We start from the raw sequence: 17166 nt of genomic DNA, 5'->3' as shown, positions 1-17166 counted from the left end.
ATGCAGGTGGGCTCCTCTGATCCGCAGGATGCCAGGTAGCTCCCGGTCGCGCCGGCGTCAGACAGCCGCCGTCGCCGGCTGTCGGACGATCGGAGATGCTCATGACCACCCCGATGGGCTCGCGCCGGCACCGCCCCAGCGACGACGTCCGGCGGCTGCACACCGCGCTGCTGCGGATGCCCGCCGACATCGCCACCGACGAACTGGTCGACGCCCGGTACGGGCCGACCACCCGGCGCGGGGTGGCCGAGTTCCAACGGGCGCACAAGCTGCCGGTGACCGGCACTGTGGACGGGGCGACCCGGGACGCGGTGCAGATGGTGCTGGCCGAGCCGCCGTCTGGGTTCGTTGTGGTGGGTCGGGTGCGTTGGGTCGACGGGCAGCCGGCGAATGCTCTGACGGTCGGCGCGTTCGACCGCGACCTGCGGCACGCCGAACAGCTCGGCGAGGCGACCACCGGGGACGACGGGCTGTATCGCGTCGACTATTCGCGGGACCGGTTCACCCGCTCCGAGAAGCAGTCCGCTGACCTGTTCGTCCGGGTCTCCGCTGGTGATCGACTCCTGTCCGACCCGCCGCTGAGCGCGGTGCTGTTCAACGCCCCCGAGCTGGCCGTGCTCACAGTGGATCTGTCCGGCGGCGGGGACCGGGAACGCAGTGAGTACGAGCGGATCCTCGCCACGATTGTCCCGCTGCTCGGCCAGGTCCCGCTGTACGAGCTGCGGCAGGACGACGAGGCCGAGGACGTGACGTTCCTGGCCGCCGAGACCGGACTGCCCGCGACGGCGTTGGCGCACTTCGGTGTGGCGCAGACACTGGCCGCGTCCTACAAGCTGCCGGCGGTGTTCGGTTACGCGCTGTTCGCCGAGCGGACACTGTTGACCACGAGCCGCACCGGCGCCGCACTCGCCCGGTTCGACGTCGACCTGAACACCGAGCTGCGGCCGCTGTACTACGACATCGCCCTGCTCGACGAGCACGCCGTCCGGAACGCCGTCGCCGACGCCGTGCGCCACCGGTTCGTCCCCGAGGACCTGCTCGGCGAGCTGGACCGGATCCTCGACATGCTGGCCCGGGTACGGCCGGAGGCCCAGGAGTACGTCGCGCAGGAACGACCGAAGGTGTTGTACGGGCGGGTGGAGCGGTTCCTCGCCGACGGCGCGCACGAGCGGGTCCAGAGTCTCCTCGCCGCCGACGCCGCCGGTGACCTGCCCGGGCTGATCGCTCGGCTGGCTGACGCGGCGGCGTTTCCCGACCGGTCAGCCGCCGAGGCGGCCGGCGCGGCGAGCGTGCTGGCCGACGTGCTGGGCTACGACGAGACGATTGTCGACCGGGTCCGCGACCGCGAGGGGATCGAGGGGGCGGCCGACGTCCGCCGGTTGGCCCGGCTGGCGCCGGCGGACTGGCGGCGGGTGTTGCGGGACAGCACCACGGATGTCCGGGTCGCCGGTCAGCCGGTCCGGCCGGAGCTGATCGACCTGCACGCCGGCGCGCTGGCCCGCAAGCTGGAGAGGCGCTATCCCACCACGGCCTTCACGGCGCAGCTCGAACGCGACGCGGGCGCCGACGCCGACGCCGCAGCCGAAGCCGACACCGGAGGCGAACGAGCCGACGGGAGCGGCGATCGGCCCGGCCCCGGTCGACGGGCTGGAACCGACGAACAGCGCGGCAACGACGAGCGGGCCAGCGCCGCCGAGCGCGCCTTCGGCGGGCACCGGGACGCGGTGCTCGAACTGCTCACCGCGAATCCGGACTTCGACCTCGCGACCGGCAACGTGGAGCGGCTGCTGCGGGACCACCCGGAGCGGCTGCGGACCGGCCGACCGGCGCTCAAGGCCGCGCAGCGGATCTTCAAGCTGGCGCCGACCTATCGGCAGACGACGGCGTTGCTGGCTGCCGAAGTACCGTCGGCGGCACGGATCCACGCCCTCGGCGAGACGCGGTTCGTGGCCACCGCCGTGAACACCGGCCGGTTCACCGACGAGCAGGCCCGGTCGGTGTATCGCCGGGCCGTGGACGTGCACGTGGCGAGCGGGCTGCTGGCCGGCGAGCTCCAGAGTGCGGCACGGGCGCTGCCGGTCCGGGCCCTGGGCGGCTCGGCGGCCCCGGACCTCACCCCCGTCAGCGTCGACTTTCCCAACCTGAGCAGCCTGTTCCAGCTTGCCGACTCCAGCTACTGCGAGCCGTGCCGCAGCGTGCACAGCGCCGCAGCGTACCTGGTGGACGTCCTTCAGTTCCTCGGCAACCGGCTGGTCACCGACGCCGACACACCGGGTCCGGCCACCAAGGTCGCCCGGGACGTCCTGTACGGTCGCCGGCCGGACCTCGGTGACCTGGATCTGAGCTGCGAGAACACTGACCTTCCGCTGCCCTACCTGGACCTGGTGTGCGAGCTGCTGGAGGAGGCGGTGGCGCCGGACGCGGGCCTGGCGTTCGGCGGCCCGCTGAGCGGCGGAGTCGATCCGGTGGAGGCGCCGTCGGCCGGGCTGCTGAGCCTGTTGCAGGGCCAGGGATGGCCGTTCACCGACCGTTCCCTGGTGTACGAGCCGGACCTGGCTGGGGCCCGCGTGGTACGGGACGTCGGCGTGGTGGCCAAGGCGACCCCGGACGGGGCCGGCGGGTGGTTCGTGCGCCGACTGCGCCAGACCACCGGCACCGCGCTCGAGTTGGCGGCCGCGCCGCAGTACGTGAATGCCGCCGCCTACACCCTGCTGGCGGGCAGCCGGTACGCGTTCGCCCTGCCGTTCGACCTGGCGCACGAGGAGACCCGCAGCTACTTCGCCCAGTTCGACATCGCGCGGGCCGACGTGATGCGGGCGCTGCGCCGGTCGGCGGGCCCGAACGGCGAGGCCATCGCGGCCGAGGAACTGGGGATCAGCGACGCGCAGCGGCAGTTGGTGGTCACAGCCGACCCGGCCGCTCAGGACGACATCTGGAACACCGCGCCGCTCGGCGCTCTGGGCGGCATCGCCCGGGTGGACAACTTCCTCGCCCGGGCGCGACTGGACTATCGGGAGTTGACCGAGCTGCTGGCGCTGGCCTGGGTCAATCCCGGGAACGCCACGTTCGTCAAGCACCTGGACACCGGGTCCGACCTCAGCGCAAAGCGGATCCAGCAGCTCACCGACGCGCGCCTGGACCGGATCCACCGGTTCCTGCGTCTGCTGCGCGCGCCGGCCTGCACCGGTTGGACGCCGCCGTTGCTGGACCGGGCGATCCGAGCCGACGCGCTGGGCGGCGGCGCCCTGGACGACGACCTCCTGGTCACTGTGGCGGCACTGCACCGGCTGACGGCGCGGCTCAACCTGCCGTTGCCCGAGGTGGTCGACCTGTTCGCCCCGCTGGACGAGGCGCGGTACGCCGAGGTGTTCCGCAACTCGGCGAACGGCCCGGTCCTCGAAGCGTTCGAGCCGGCCAACGTTCTCGCCAACGAGCAGGCGGAGCTGACCACACCCGGCTCGGGTGCCCAGCTGTCGGCGCACGAGGCGTACCTGGCGACCTGCCTGGGGGCCACGACGGCGGACACCGCCCTGTTGGTGGCCGACCTTCCGGCCCCGGCGATCGTCAGCAACGTCGGCCTGCACACGGTGTACGCCGGGACGCTACTGGCCCGGGCGCTCGGACTCACCGTCACCGAGTACCTGATCATGAAGGATCTGATCGGGTCGGATCCGCTCACCGCACCGGCCACCGCGCTGGCCTTCGTCGACCTGCTCGACGCCGCCCGGGCCGGCACCGGCATCCCCCCGGCGGACCTGCGCTACCTGCTCCGACACGTTGCCGACGACCTGGCCGCGCGGGACCTGCCGGACGAGACGCTGACCGCGGTGCTCACCGGGTTGCAGGCCGGCTACCAGAGCGGGTACGCGGCGACCCGACCCGCTGTCGACCCGGCAGCGCCCCCGGAGGAGAACCTGCCGGGCATGCGTGCCCTGCTGGCCACAGTGCCCGGGATGACCGAGGCGGACCTGGCCGGCTTCGCCTCGATCGTGGACGGTGGCTGGACCGACGCGGTGACCACCCCGGCGCAGTTCGTCGACGCGAAGCTCGCCGCCCTGGTGGACACCACACCGATAACAGCGGCGATCGTGGCCAACCCCACCGAGGCCCAGCAGACCACGCTGCTGCTGGCCATCACCACTGCCCTGTCCAGCTACGCGTACACCCGTACCAAGCAGGAGCTGGCGGTGGCGACGGTGGCCGACACCTTCGGGTTCTCGGCGGACGCCGCCGCCACCGTGCTGGCCGGCGCGGAGCTGACCCGGCCGCTGCTCGCGGTGCTCACCGACGACGCGTTGGTGGACCTGGGAAACGAGCCGCCGGTGCCGCCGGCGGTCACCCCGGCCGGGTTCGACGAGCAGTACCGGGCACTGCGCCTGCTGCACGTGCTGAGCCGGCTCGTCGACCACCTGACGGTGCCCGACGCGGACCTCGGCTGGCTGCTGGCGAACGCCGGGTCGCTCGGCTGGCTCGCCCCGGACCGGGTTCCGTACCAGACCGGCCGACCGCCGGCTTCGTTGGCCGACTGGATCCGGTTGGCCGCCGGGGTCGAGCTGGCCCGCACCTACCCGCCCGTGGCGAACCCGCTGGACGCGGCCGCGCCGTGGACGGTGTACGGGCTGTTCGACCTGGTGCTGGCGGCCGGCACCACCGCCACGCAGGTCCACACCCACCTGGCGCAGCTCGGTGGCTGGGACGCCACAGTGCTGGCCGACCTGGACACCCACCTCGAACTGTCGGCGGTGGACCTCACCGCGTACCGGTCGCCGGCGACGATCCAGCGGCTGGCCGACGCGCTCAGCCTGCTGCGCCGGCTGGGCCTACCGGTCACCACGGCGGTGCCGCTGGGCCAGCCGGTCACCACGGCGGCGGGGGCGGCCACCATGCGCCAGGCACTGAAGGCGCGGTACGCCGAGGCCGAGTGGTTCGGGGTGCTCCAAGGGGTGCAGGACCGGCTGCGGGTGGCCAAGCGGGACGCGCTGGTCGCGTACCTGTTGGCCGAGAACCCGGGGCTGCGCGACACCAACGACCTGTACGACCACTTCCTCATCGATGTCGAGATGGGCGCCTGCATGGCGACGTCGCGCATCGTGCAGGCGCACGCCACCGTCCAGTTGTTCGTGCAGCGCTGCCTGCTCGGCCTGGAACCGGACAGCGTCGCGGCGGTCACCGAGGATCCGGGTTGGGACCAGTGGAACTGGATGGCCAACTACCGGGTGTGGGAGGCCAACCGGAAGATCTTCCTGTATCCGGAGAACTGGATCCTGCCGGAGTTGCGCGACGACAAGTCGGAGCTGTTCACCGAGCTGGACGACCAGTTGCAGCAGGACGAGCTGACCGACCTGGCGGTGGAGAACGCCACCATCGCGTACCTGGAGAAGCTGGACGACCTGGCGCACCTGGACGTGATGGCCTGCTACTACCAGCACGACAGGCATCTCATGCACGTGTTCGCCCGCACCCGGGGCGGCGACCCGACGGTGTACTACCACAGACAGTTCGAGCGGGAGCGGTACTGGACGCCGTGGCGGCGGGTGCCGCTGGACATCGCGGGCGACCACCTGCTCGCCTTCGACCGCAACAGCCGGCTCACACTGGCCTGGCCGGTCTTCACCGAGGAGACAGACACGGCGCAGACCTCCCAGATTCCGGACCCGGACGGCATCCCGCCGGGCGGCACGGAGACGGAGCGGCCGCGCCGGCGGTGGCGGATCCAGCTGGCCATCGGCGAGCGGACGCAGGACCGCTGGCAGCCGAAGAAGATCTCCAAGGACGCGCTGTACTACCCCGCCAGCGGCTACCGGGAGGACCTCCCCGCGGCGGACGAGTTCACCTGCTTCGCGTACGCGGCCGGAGCGGCCGGCCAGGCGATCAGCGTGCTCACCGGCACCGAGTTCGTCGGCTCGTTCGCGTTGACCGGCTGCCGGGGCTATCCGGAGCCGGTGCCGGGCGGCGGTTCCGGCAACCTGCTGCTGTCGCCGGTGTTCAAGGACACCGAGCTGCTGGCCGAACGGTTCACCGAACTGGTCTTCCGGGAACAGAACGACCTGGCGATCAGCACCCCGCTGATGGGCGCGTTCCAGACCCTGGTGGCGCAGACGCCCGGCCGGTTCCGGGTGACGTACCCCATGCAGATGTCGTTGCTCGACTGGATCATCATGCTGCTGGGGCTGGCGCAGAGCGTCCGAGGCACCCACGACCGCCGGCCGGTGCTGCCACTGGGCACCCTGATGCCGTACTTCTACGGCGACTACGACCGTGGTTACGTGATCATCCCGGGCTTCTACGACCGGCGCGCTGAGGACCCGGCGGACCGGATCGAGAAGACGTACAGCGACGTGGACCAGTTCGCCAACGACGTGCTGGCGCTGCTCACCGAGTACCTGCGCCGATACGCCGAGGACCCGGCGCACGACCTCGCGGCCGCCGTGCAGGCGATGACCGAGGACGCCGAGTACCACCGGTTGGTCGCCGAGTTCGAGGTCTACGGCACCCTGTCGTACGGGGTGAGGTTCGCGAACTTCTACCACCCGCTGCTGTGTTTCCTACGGGCCACCGTCTACCGGTCGGGCGTGCCGGCGTTGCTGAGTCGGACCACCCAGCTCACCAACACCGGGTTCGACTTCGCCGCCACCTACCAGCCGGCGCCGGTGGTCGTGTCGCCGTACCCGGTGGAGGACCTGGACTTCGCCGCCGACGGCGCGTACGCGGGCTACAACTGGGAGCTGTTCTACCACCTCCCGTTCGACATCGCGCTGCGGCTCAACCGGGACCAGCGGTTCGCCGAGGCGCGCAACTGGTTCCACCACATCTTCAACCCGGTCGGCACCGCCGACGGTGCCTCCGCCCCGCAGAAGTACTGGGTCACCAAGCCGTTCTTCCAGACCGGAGTGCCCGAGCTGCTCAACCAGCGGATCGGCGACATCCTCACGGCGATCGCCGCCGACCCGTCGGGGGCCAGCATCACCGACCTGAAGTTCGCTGTGGAGCAGTGGCGGGCGAAGCCGTTCAACCCGCACGTGGTGGCCCGCAGCCGGCCGGTCGCCTACCAGCTCGCCGTGGTGGTCAGCTACATCAAGAACCTGGTCGACTGGGGTGACCAGTTGTTCCGGCAGTTCACCCGGGAGTCCGTCACCCAGGCCACCCAGCTCTACATCCTGGCCGACAAACTGCTCGGGCCGAAGCCGAGCGTGGTGCCGCCGCTGGTCAGTCCGGCTCCGGCCACCGTCAACCAGCTCCAGGCGAAGGTGGACCTGTTCGGCAACGCGCTGCTGGACCTGGAGAACCTGATCCCCGACCTGGACCTGCTGCCGCACGGCGGGGCGGAACTGCCCAGCCCGCTGAGCTACTCGGCGCTGTACTTCTGCGTCCCGCCCAACGAGGAGATGCTCCGGCTGTGGGACCTGATCGCCGACCGGCTGTTCAAGATCCGCAACTGCCAGAACATCGACGGGGTGGAGAGCATGCTCGCCCTGTTCTCGCCGCCGATCGACCCGGGGGCGCTGGTCCGGGCCGCCGCCGCCGGCATGTCCGTCTCGTCGTTCCTGGCCGGGCTCGGCGCGCCGCTGCCGAACTACCGGTTCCGGGTGCTGGCCCAGAAGGCCACCGAACTCGTCGGGTACGTCGGTGAGCTGGGCGGCGGGCTGCTCGCGGCCATGGAGAAGCGGGACGCCGAGCAACTCGCCCGGCTGCGCGCCGGCCAGGAGATCGCTCTGCTCGACGCGGTACGGGCGGTCAAGCTCGCCACCATCGCGGAGGCCGAGGGCAACGTCGCGGCGCTGGAACTGAGCCGCAAGGTGGTGGAGGAGCGGCAACGCTACTACGCCGGCCGGCCGTACATGAACGCCTGGGAGATCACCGCCACCGCGTTGTCCGGGGTGTCGCTGCTCGGAGAGACCGCGATCATGGTGGGCTACATCCTGTCCGGCGGGCTGAAGCTGATTCCCAACTTCACCGCCGGCGGCGCCGGCTTCGGTGGCTCACCCACTGTGACCCTCACCCTCGGCGGCGACAAGGTCGGTGCCGCCGCCGACTCGGCGGTGATGACCCTGGAGGCGATCGCCCGGGCCCTGGACAAAGCCGCCGGGATGGCAGCCAACCAGGGCGGCTACCGCCGCCGGATGGACGACTGGGAGCACCAGGCGGCGCTGGCCGGTCTCGAACTGACCCAACTCGACCAGCAGCTCCTCACCGGGCGGCTGCACGTGGCCATGCTCACCGACGAGCTGGCGGCGCACGACCGGGAAGCCGACAACGCCCGGGCCACCGAGGAGTACCTGCGCGGCAAGTACACGAACACCGAGCTGTACCAGTGGATGGTGAGCCGGGCCAGCTCCGTCTACTTCGGGGCGTACCAGCTCGCCTTCGACGTGGCGAAGAAGGCCGAGCGGTGCTTCGCCCACGAGCTGGGCAGCGATGCCACGTTCCTGCAACCCGGCTACTGGGACAGCCTGCGCAAGGGGCTGACAGTGGCGGACGCGCTGCGCCACGACCTGAAGCGGATGGAGGTGGCCTACCTCGATCAGCACAGCCGCGAGCGCGAGCTGACCCGGCACGTCTCGCTGGCACAGCTCGACCCGGCGGCGTTGATCGAGCTGCGGGCCACCGGCAGTTGCGTGGTCAACGTGCCGGAGGCGCTGTTCGACCTGGACCACCCCGGGCACTACTTCCGCCGGCTCCGCACTGTCAGCCTGTCCATCCCGTGCGTGGCCGGCCCGTACACCCCGGTCACCGCGAAGCTCTCCCTGATCGGCAACCGGTACCGGACCGCCACCGCGGCCCGGCAGGGCGCCACCAGCGCCAAGGACAAGTACACCGAGGTGCCCGGCGATGAGCGGTTCGCTTACAACGTGGGCGGGATCGAGTCCATCGCGACCAGCAGCGGCCTCAGCGACAGCGGCATGTTCGAGCTGAACTTCGCCGACGACCGCTACCTGCCGTTCGAGGGCAAGGGCGCGATCGGCACCTGGCGGCTGGAACTGCCGACGGCAGTCCGCCAGTTCGACTACGACAGCATCAGCGACATCATCCTGCACCTGCGGTACACGGCCCGCGACGGCGGCTCGACGCTGCGCGGCCTGGTCGAGGACTCCCTGCGGGAAGTGCTCAACGAGATGCTGGTCGACGCCGGCCGGACGGGGCTGTACCAGGCCTACAGCCTGCGCCACCACTTCCCGGACGAGTGGTGGCAGCTCACCCAGCAGCAGAGCACCGAGCTGACCATCGGGTCGGAGCACCTGCCGTACCTCGCCCGCGACCACCAGCCGGTGGTGGACCAGGTGACCTGGTACGCCCGGGTGGACGGTGATCCCGGGACGTACGACCTCACGGTGGCCGGTGACCCGGTGACGTTGAACCGGGACGCCGACCTGCGGCAGTGCGTTGGTCAGTCCGATCCGCTGGTTCTCGGCACCCCGGTCACGCTGGCGGCCGACCCGGACGGCCTGACCGACCTGGTCGTCCTGCTGCACTACCGGCTCGACGGCTGAGGGGGAGCGGTGACGACCAGCTACCCGGTCGGCGGCGGATCGTGGGGGCCGGGGCCCGGCTCCCGGTGGCGCGGCTCCGCCGACCCGACCGGCGCCGGCGCTCCCGGCGGAGCGGGTGGGGCGTTCGGACCGGGCGGGCCGCCGACCGACGCGACCGGTGCCGGGACGCCGCCGGCCGGTCGGGGTGCGACCGGGCCGGGACTCGGCGGACCGGCGATCAGCCTGCCCACCGGCGGCGGCGCGATCCGGGCCATCGGCGAGACGTTCGCCGCCCACCCGGTCACCGGGACCGGCGGCATGTCCGTTCCCGTCCCGGTCAGCGGCGGCCGGTCCGGGTTCCAACCCGACCTGACGCTCAGCTACGACTCGGGAGCTGGGAACGGCCCGTTCGGCCTCGGCTGGCAGCTGCCCGTACCGGCCATCAGCCGGCGCACCGACCGTGGCCTGCCCCGCTACGACGACACCGACACCTTCCTGCTGTCCGGGGAGGACGACCTGATCCCGGTGCCCGGCGGCACTCCGGTCGCCGGGCACACGGTGCAGCGGTTCCGGCCACGGACGGAGGGGGCGTTCGCCCGCATCGAGCGGTGGACCCGGGACTCCGACGGTGACGTGCACTGGCGCACCCTGTCCGGGTCGAACCTGCTGGCCGTGTACGGCCGCGACGGCAGCTCCCGCATCGGCCTGGGCGGACGGGTGCACACCTGGCTGCTCTGCGAGACCCGCGACGATCGGGGCAACGCGGTCACCTACACCTACAAGGCCGAGGACGCCGCCGGCCTGGACCTGGACCGGCCGCACGAACGGCACCGCACCGACCGGAACGTCAACCGCTACCTCAAGTCGGTGCGTTACGGCAACACGGTGCCGCTGCTCGACCCCGACGGCCGACGCCCGGTGGACCTGACACCGGCCCAGATCGCCGACGCCGGCTGGCTGTTCGAGGTGGTCCTCGACTACGGCGAGCACCACCCGGACACCCCGCTACCCGCTGACACCGGGGACTGGACCTGCCGGCCGGACCCGTTCTCCACCTACCGCGCGGGATTCGAGGTCCGCACCTACCGGCTGTGCCGCCGGATCCTGATGTTCCACCACTTCCCGGACGAGCCGGAGGTGGGCGCGGACTGCCTGGTCCGCGCGGTGGAGCTGGGATACGCCGCCGGGCCGGTGCTGTCCACCCTGGTCGAGGTGACCCAGCGCGGCTACGCCCCGGCCGCCGGCGGCGGGCACACCAGCGCCGCACTGCCCCCGGTGACCTTCGAATACACACCGGCCACCATCGCGGCGACCACCCGGGAACTGGAGCGGGGCAGCCTGGAGAACCTGCCTGCCGGCGTGGACGGGCGGACCGAGCTGTGGGTGGACCTGGACGGGGAAGGGCTCGCCGGGGTGCTGACCGGGCACGAGGGTGCCCTCTACTACCGGCCGAACCTCGGCGCCGGCCGGATCGGCCCGGTCGCCGCGCTGCCCACAGTGCCGTCGCTGACCGACCTGGCCGGCGGACGCCAGCAACTGGTCGACGTGAACGGTGACGGGCGGATCGAGCTGGTCCAGCTCGGCACCGTACCGGCGGGTTTCGTCCGCCGCACCGACGACGCCGGCTGGTCCGGCTTCCAACCGTTTCGCGAGCTGCCCGCCGTCGACTGGACCAGCCCCGACCTGCTGCTGCTGGACCTCACCGGAGACGGCCGGGCCGACCTGCTGATCGCCGGTGACACAGTGCTGGCCTGGCACGAGTCGTTGGCCGAGGCGGGGTACGGCCCGGCGCGACCCGCACTCTGGCCCGCCGACGAGGACCGTGGGCCGCGGCTGCTGCGCTCGGATGACCGGCAGAGCATCTTCCTCGCCGACATGTCCGGCGACGGGCTCACCGACCTGGTCCGGGTCCGCGACGGATCCGTCTGCTACTGGCCCAACGTCGGCTACGGACGATTCGGCGCGAAGGTCGAGATGGACGACGCGCCGTGGTTCACCGGGTTGGACGAGTTCGACCCGGCCCGGGTGCTCCTCACCGACGTGGACGGCACCGGCGCGATGGACCTGTGCTACCTGGGCCGACGCGAGATCCGGCTCTGGTACAACCAGTCCGGCAACGGCTGGTCGGCCCCCGCCGAGCTGCCCGACCTGCCGCATGTCACCCCCGACTCGACGGTGACGGTGACCGACCTGCTGGGTGCCGGCACCGGTTGCCTGGTGTGGTCGTCGCCGTTGCCCGGCGACGCCGCCGGTCCGGTGCGGTACCTGGACCTGGCCGCCGACGGCAAGCCGCACCTGCTCACCCGGGTGGTGAACAACCTGGGCGGCGAGACCACCATCCGGTACGCCGCCTCCACCGCCTTCCAGCTGGCCGACCGGCGAGCCGGCCAGCCGTGGGTGACCAGGCTGCCGTTCCCGGTGCAGGTCGTCGAGCGGGTGGAACAGGTGGACCGGATCGCCGGGACCCGGCTGGTCACCGGCTACCGCTACCACCATGGGCACTACGACGGCGTCGAGCGGGAGTTCGCCGGCTTCGGCATGGTCGAGCAGATCGACGGCGAGTCGTTCGTGGACCACGTGTTGGGCGTCGAGGCGGTCGACGGGAACCAGGACACCTCGCCCGAGCTGTACCAGCCACCGGTCACGACGAAGACCTGGTACCACACCGGCGCCCCGGTCGACCTTTCCGCCGAGTGGTACGCCGGTCGGCACCTGCCCACCGCGGAGCTGCCGGCCGGAGTCTCCGCCGCGGAGCTGCGGGGGAGCCGGCGAGCGTTGCGTGGCCTGCCGCTGCGGCAGGAGGTGTACTCGTACGACGGGAGTGCCGCGCAGGAGCACCCGTACGGGGTGGTCGAGCAGACGTACCAGGTGCAGCGGCTGGACGCGCACGTGTTCGTCGCCGTCGAGCGGGAGGCGGTCAGCCTCTCCTACGACCGGGAGCCGGACGAGCCCCGGATCAGCCACCGACTCAACCTGGTCCTCGGCCCGTACGGCACCGTGGTCGAGGCCGCCGCGGTGGTCTACGGCCGCACCACGCCCGACCCGGAGCTGCCCGCCGAGGTGACCGCCGAACAGCGGCGCCGTCACGTCACGTACGGCGAGCAGCGGTACACCCCGGACATCGACGAGACGCTGCCGGTGCCGGCGTACCGGATCCGCGCCGCGTACGAGGCCCTCGGGTACGAACTGACCGGGCTGGCCCCGGCCGGCCCACTGTTCACCCGCGCCGAACTGCTCGCCGGGTTCGCCGCGGCCACCCCGATCGGGTACGAAGTGGTGGCCGACGAGGTCAGCGCGCAGCGGCGGTTGCTGTCCCGGTCACAGGTACGGTTCCGGGACAACGCGCTGACGCCGCTGCCGGCCGGGCAGTGGGACAGCCTGGGGCTGGGGCACCAGACGTACCAGCTCGCGTTCACCCCGGCCGCGCTGGCCGCCGGCTACGGCACGGCGGTGACCGACGCGGACCTGGCCGCCGCCGGCTACGTGCACCTCGACGGCGGCCCGGACTGGTGGATCCCCTCCGGCGAGATGCGCTATCCCGCCGATCCGGCCGCGCACTTCTACCTGTCCGACGGGGCCCGGGACGCGCTGGGCATGGCGACGGCGGTCACCTTCGACGCCTACCACCTGCTCACCGAGCGGGTGACCATCGACCAGGCGACCTGGTCGGTCACCACCGCTGTCAACGACTACCTGGTGCTCGGCCCGAGCCTCGTCACCGACCCGAACGGGCAGCGCCGCGCGGTGCGCTACGACGAGTTGGGCAGGGTGGTGGCCTCGGCGCTGCTCGGCCGGCCCGGCGCCGGGGACGGCGACACGCTCGACGATCCGACGTTGACGTTCACCTACGACCCGTTCAACTGGCTGGTCAACGGTCAGCCCGCGTACAGCCGGGGCCGGCACCGGGAACGGCACGGCCCAACCAACTCGCGCTGGCTGGAGAGCTACGAGTACAGCACCGGCACCGGTGGGGTGGCGATCACCAAGTCGCGGGTGCATCCGGGCAGGGCCCTGGAGGTGGGTGAGGACGGGGTGGCCGTCGAGGTGGACGCCGACCCGCGATGGGTCGGCACCGGCCGCACGGTGGTCAACAACAAGGGCAACCCGGTGAAGCGGTACCAGCCCTACTTCAGCACCACCCACGAGTACGAGGACGCGGCGGCGCTGCGCGAGATCGGTGCCACAGCGATCCGCTACTACGACCCGCTGGGCCGGGCCGTCCTGACCCGCTATCCGGACGGCACCCTCAGCCGGGTCGAGTCCACTGCCTGGTCGCACCGGTTGTTCGACGCCAACGACACGGTGCTCGACAGCCAGTGGTACGCCGAACGGGGCAGCCCAGCCGTGTCCGACCCGGAACCGGCCGACCCGGCCACCCGCGCCGCGTGGCTCGCCGCCGGACACGCCGACACGCCCTCCGTGATCCACTTCGACAGCCTCGGCCGGGCCGTCTACACGGAGGCCGACCGGGGCGCCGGCCAGCGGTTCGGCGTACGCACCAGGGGAGACCTGACCGGCCGGTCCTCGGACGGGTACGACGCGCTGGGCCGGCACATCGCCAACGCGGCCACCGCCATGCACGGCGCGGGAGTGCGGTCGTGGAGCGCCGAGAAGGGCGAGCGGTGGGTGTTCCAGGACGTGCTCGGCGGGGTGCGCCGGATCTGGGACGAACACGGCCGGACCTTCCGCACCACGTACGACGCCCTGCACCGGCCCGTCGGCCTGTACGTCAGCGAGTCCGCCGGCGCGGAGCGCTGCGTGCAGTACGTGGTCTTCGGCGACCGCCATCCGGACGCGGCGACGCTGGGCCTGCACGGCGTGCCGTACCTGGTGTTCGACCCGGCGGGCCAGGTGCGGGTGCCCGAGGTGGACTTCAAGGGCAACCCGCGCCGCGCCGAACGGAGACTCGCCACCGACCACGTCGACGGCCCGGACTGGTCGCCGGTGGCCGCCGCGCCCGACCACGCCGCGCTGCTTGCCGCCGCGGCGCCACTGCTGGAGAGCGAGGTCTTCGGCACCGCCGCCGAGTACGACGCGGTGAACCGCCCGACAGTGGTCACCCTGCCCGACGCCACCGAGCTACGACCGACCTACCTCGAGGGCGGCATGCTGGGCCGGCTCACCGCGCGGCCGCGCGGCCAGGGCGCGGAGGTGGAGTTCCTGTCCGAGCAGGACTACGACGCGCTGGGTCGGCGGCGGTTCGCCCGGCACGGCAACGGGCTGGTCACCGAGTACTTCTACGACCCGACGACGTTCCGGTTGGAACGCCTGCTCACCGCCGGGGTGCGCGACCTGCGCTACACGTACGACCCGGTGGGCAACCTGACCCGGGTGGCCGAACCGGGCGCGCCCACCTTCTTCGGCAACGCGGCGGTGCCGGCCGCCAGCGACTACGCGTACGACCCGCTCTACCAGTTGGTCCGGGCGAGCGGGCGGGAGCTGGCCGGGGCGCCGAACGACGCGATCCGTGACCACACCGACGTGCCGCCGGCCGGGAGCCTCACCGATCCCGGCGCGGTACGTGCCTACACCGAGGAGTACGAGTACGACCCGCTGGGCAACCTCACAGTGCTCCGGCACCGGTTCCGGACGCAGGCCGGCGTAGGTGCCGGCTGGACCCGGCACCACCGGTACGCGTACCAGGACGACCCGGCCGACGCCACGAACCGGCTGGCCTCCACGAGCGTCCCCGGCGACGCCGACGGCGGCCCCTACTCGGCCCTGTACGCGCACGACGCCGTCGGCAACCTGACCGTCATGCCGCACCTGCCGGCCCTGGAGTGGAACGTCCACGACCAGCTCCGCCGGGTCGACCTCGGCGGCGGTGGCGAAGCCCGGTTCGTCTACGCCGCGAGCGGTCAGCGGCTGCGCAAAATCGTGGACCGGCCGGGCAGCGTCCAACTTGAATGGATCTTCCTGGGCGCGGTCACCGTGTTCCGGCGGCGCAACCGGGTGACCGGCACCCTCCAGCACGAACGGTGGACCACCACGATCGCCGACGACACCGGCCCGGTCGCCCAGGTGGACGTCAAGACCGTCGACGTCGGCGGCTTCGACCCGGCCAACCCGCTCGGCGTTCCGCTGATCCGTTACCAGCTCACCAACCACCTCGGCTCGGCCACGCTGGAGACCGACGCGGCCGGGGTGCTCATCTCCTACGAGGAGTACCACCCGTACGGCACTACCGCGTACCGGTACGGCCGGCCGGGCGCCGACCTCAGCCTGAAGCGGTACCGCTTCGGCGGGCACGAGGTGGACGACGAGACCGGCTTCTGCTACGCCGGGGCCCGGTACTACGTGCCGTGGCTGGGCAGGTGGGCGAGCAGCGACCCGGGCGGCTTCGCCGACGGGGGCAACCTGTTCCGGTACTGCCGCAACAATCCGGTGGGAATGGTCGACCCGTCCGGGTTCAAGCCCACCACTGTCAAGGGGCCGGAAACCCACGACATCTCCATCACGGAGTCCCACTTCACCGGGTCCGAGAACCCCACGGTGGAGGACTTCCGCCGCTATCTCAGCAGCCACGGCGCGACCCTCGATCCACGGATCAACAACAAGAACTCGGTCATCTACTACCAGGCCAACGTCACCCTCAACCTGGAGGGAGGCAACTGGTCCGAGCATCCGGGCGGCACCTGGGTGCTGCACGCCGTACTGCCGCCTCCGGCACCGCCGAAGCCGAAACCGGCGCCGCCTCCGCCGCCACCGGAGCCGCCACCGGCCGAGCCGCCGCCACCCGCCCCGGTCCCGCCACCCGAACCGCCGCCGGCCGACTCCGGCGGCAAGGCGCCGGCCGCACCCGGCGCCGTCGGCGGGGCCGCCGCGCACACAGCGCCCGCCGCCGAGAAGTTCATCTGGAACTTCAAGTTCAAGGGCGGCCGGGGGACGTTCCGCGGCAACATCCTCGAATGGCTGTACGGCATGCCGTGGCGCGACAACACGCCGAACTTCGACCTGGAGACCAGCACCGCGGTCAAGCAGATCAAGTCGACCGACGTATACGGCAAGGCCGGCGACATCGCCCGGTCGGCGACCCGGGACGCCAACCGGGCGATCCAGGCCAACCCGACCATGGCCGGCAAGCGATCCCAGGCCGTCATCATCACCGAGACCGACGCGCCGGCCAGCGCGGGAAACGCGATCCGTACGGCGACCAACCCGGGACGCGGGCGGAAGATCCCAGCCAGTGCCACGGCACCCGAGCACGTGCGCGGACTGCCGGGCCGGACCGGCATGCTCGGCAAGGGGCTCGGTGTCGTCGGATTCGGCCTGTCGGCGTTCGCCCTGTGGGGCGACTACCAGCACGGCGACTGGGAGATGGGCGTCGGTGACGCGCTCGGCGCGGTGGGCGGTGGCCTGGAGCTGTACGCCATCGCCGTGCCCGGTGCCACTGTCGCCACCGTCAGCGCGATGACCGCCGGACTGGTGATCGGTGGCATCGGTCTGGCCGCCGTCTCGTACGTCAGCATGAACCGGGCCGCCGAGGCCGGCGACACGCCAGGGGTGGTGGCCGGCGGCGTCGGCATCGGGGCGGGTCTGGCCATCGCCGCGGGTGCCATCGGCATCGCGGCCGGCAGCGTGGTGGTCGCTCCGGTCGTGCTCGTGGTCGGCATCGTCGCCGCCATCGGAGTGGGGATCTTCCACGCGGGCCGCTACTTCGACTGGTGGTGAGCCAGGTCTACCGGGGCCACGTCGGCGA

At 71.9% G+C, this 17166-nt stretch carries 2 protein-coding genes; both read left to right on the top strand.

Annotation, left to right across the window (positions count from 1 at the left end):
• Nucleotides 1-101 precede the first annotated feature (101 nt).
• On the top strand, nt 102-9488 hold the full coding sequence (locus tag MED15_RS04635) for a Tc toxin subunit A-related protein (RefSeq protein WP_167457579.1): 9387 nt from the start codon (nt 102-104) through the stop codon (nt 9486-9488).
• 9 nt (nt 9489-9497) lie between these two features.
• Complete coding sequence (locus MED15_RS04630) at nt 9498-17138, top strand: SpvB/TcaC N-terminal domain-containing protein (protein ID WP_112734840.1); 7641 nt, start codon at nt 9498-9500, stop codon at nt 17136-17138.
• Nucleotides 17139-17166: the final 28 nt, after the last annotated feature.

Source organism: Micromonospora noduli, assembly GCF_003264475.1.
GTDB classification, from domain to species: domain Bacteria; phylum Actinomycetota; class Actinomycetes; order Mycobacteriales; family Micromonosporaceae; genus Micromonospora; species Micromonospora noduli.
The sequence above is the reverse complement of the archived record's forward strand: the minus strand, read 5'-3'. Positions and strand labels throughout refer to the sequence as shown.

Bases quoted from the DNA above. Each gene is read 5' to 3' on its own strand.
- MED15_RS04635 (WP_167457579.1), top strand. From the start codon at position 102: ATGACCACCCCGATGGGCTCGCGCCGGCACCGCCCCAGCGACGACGTC.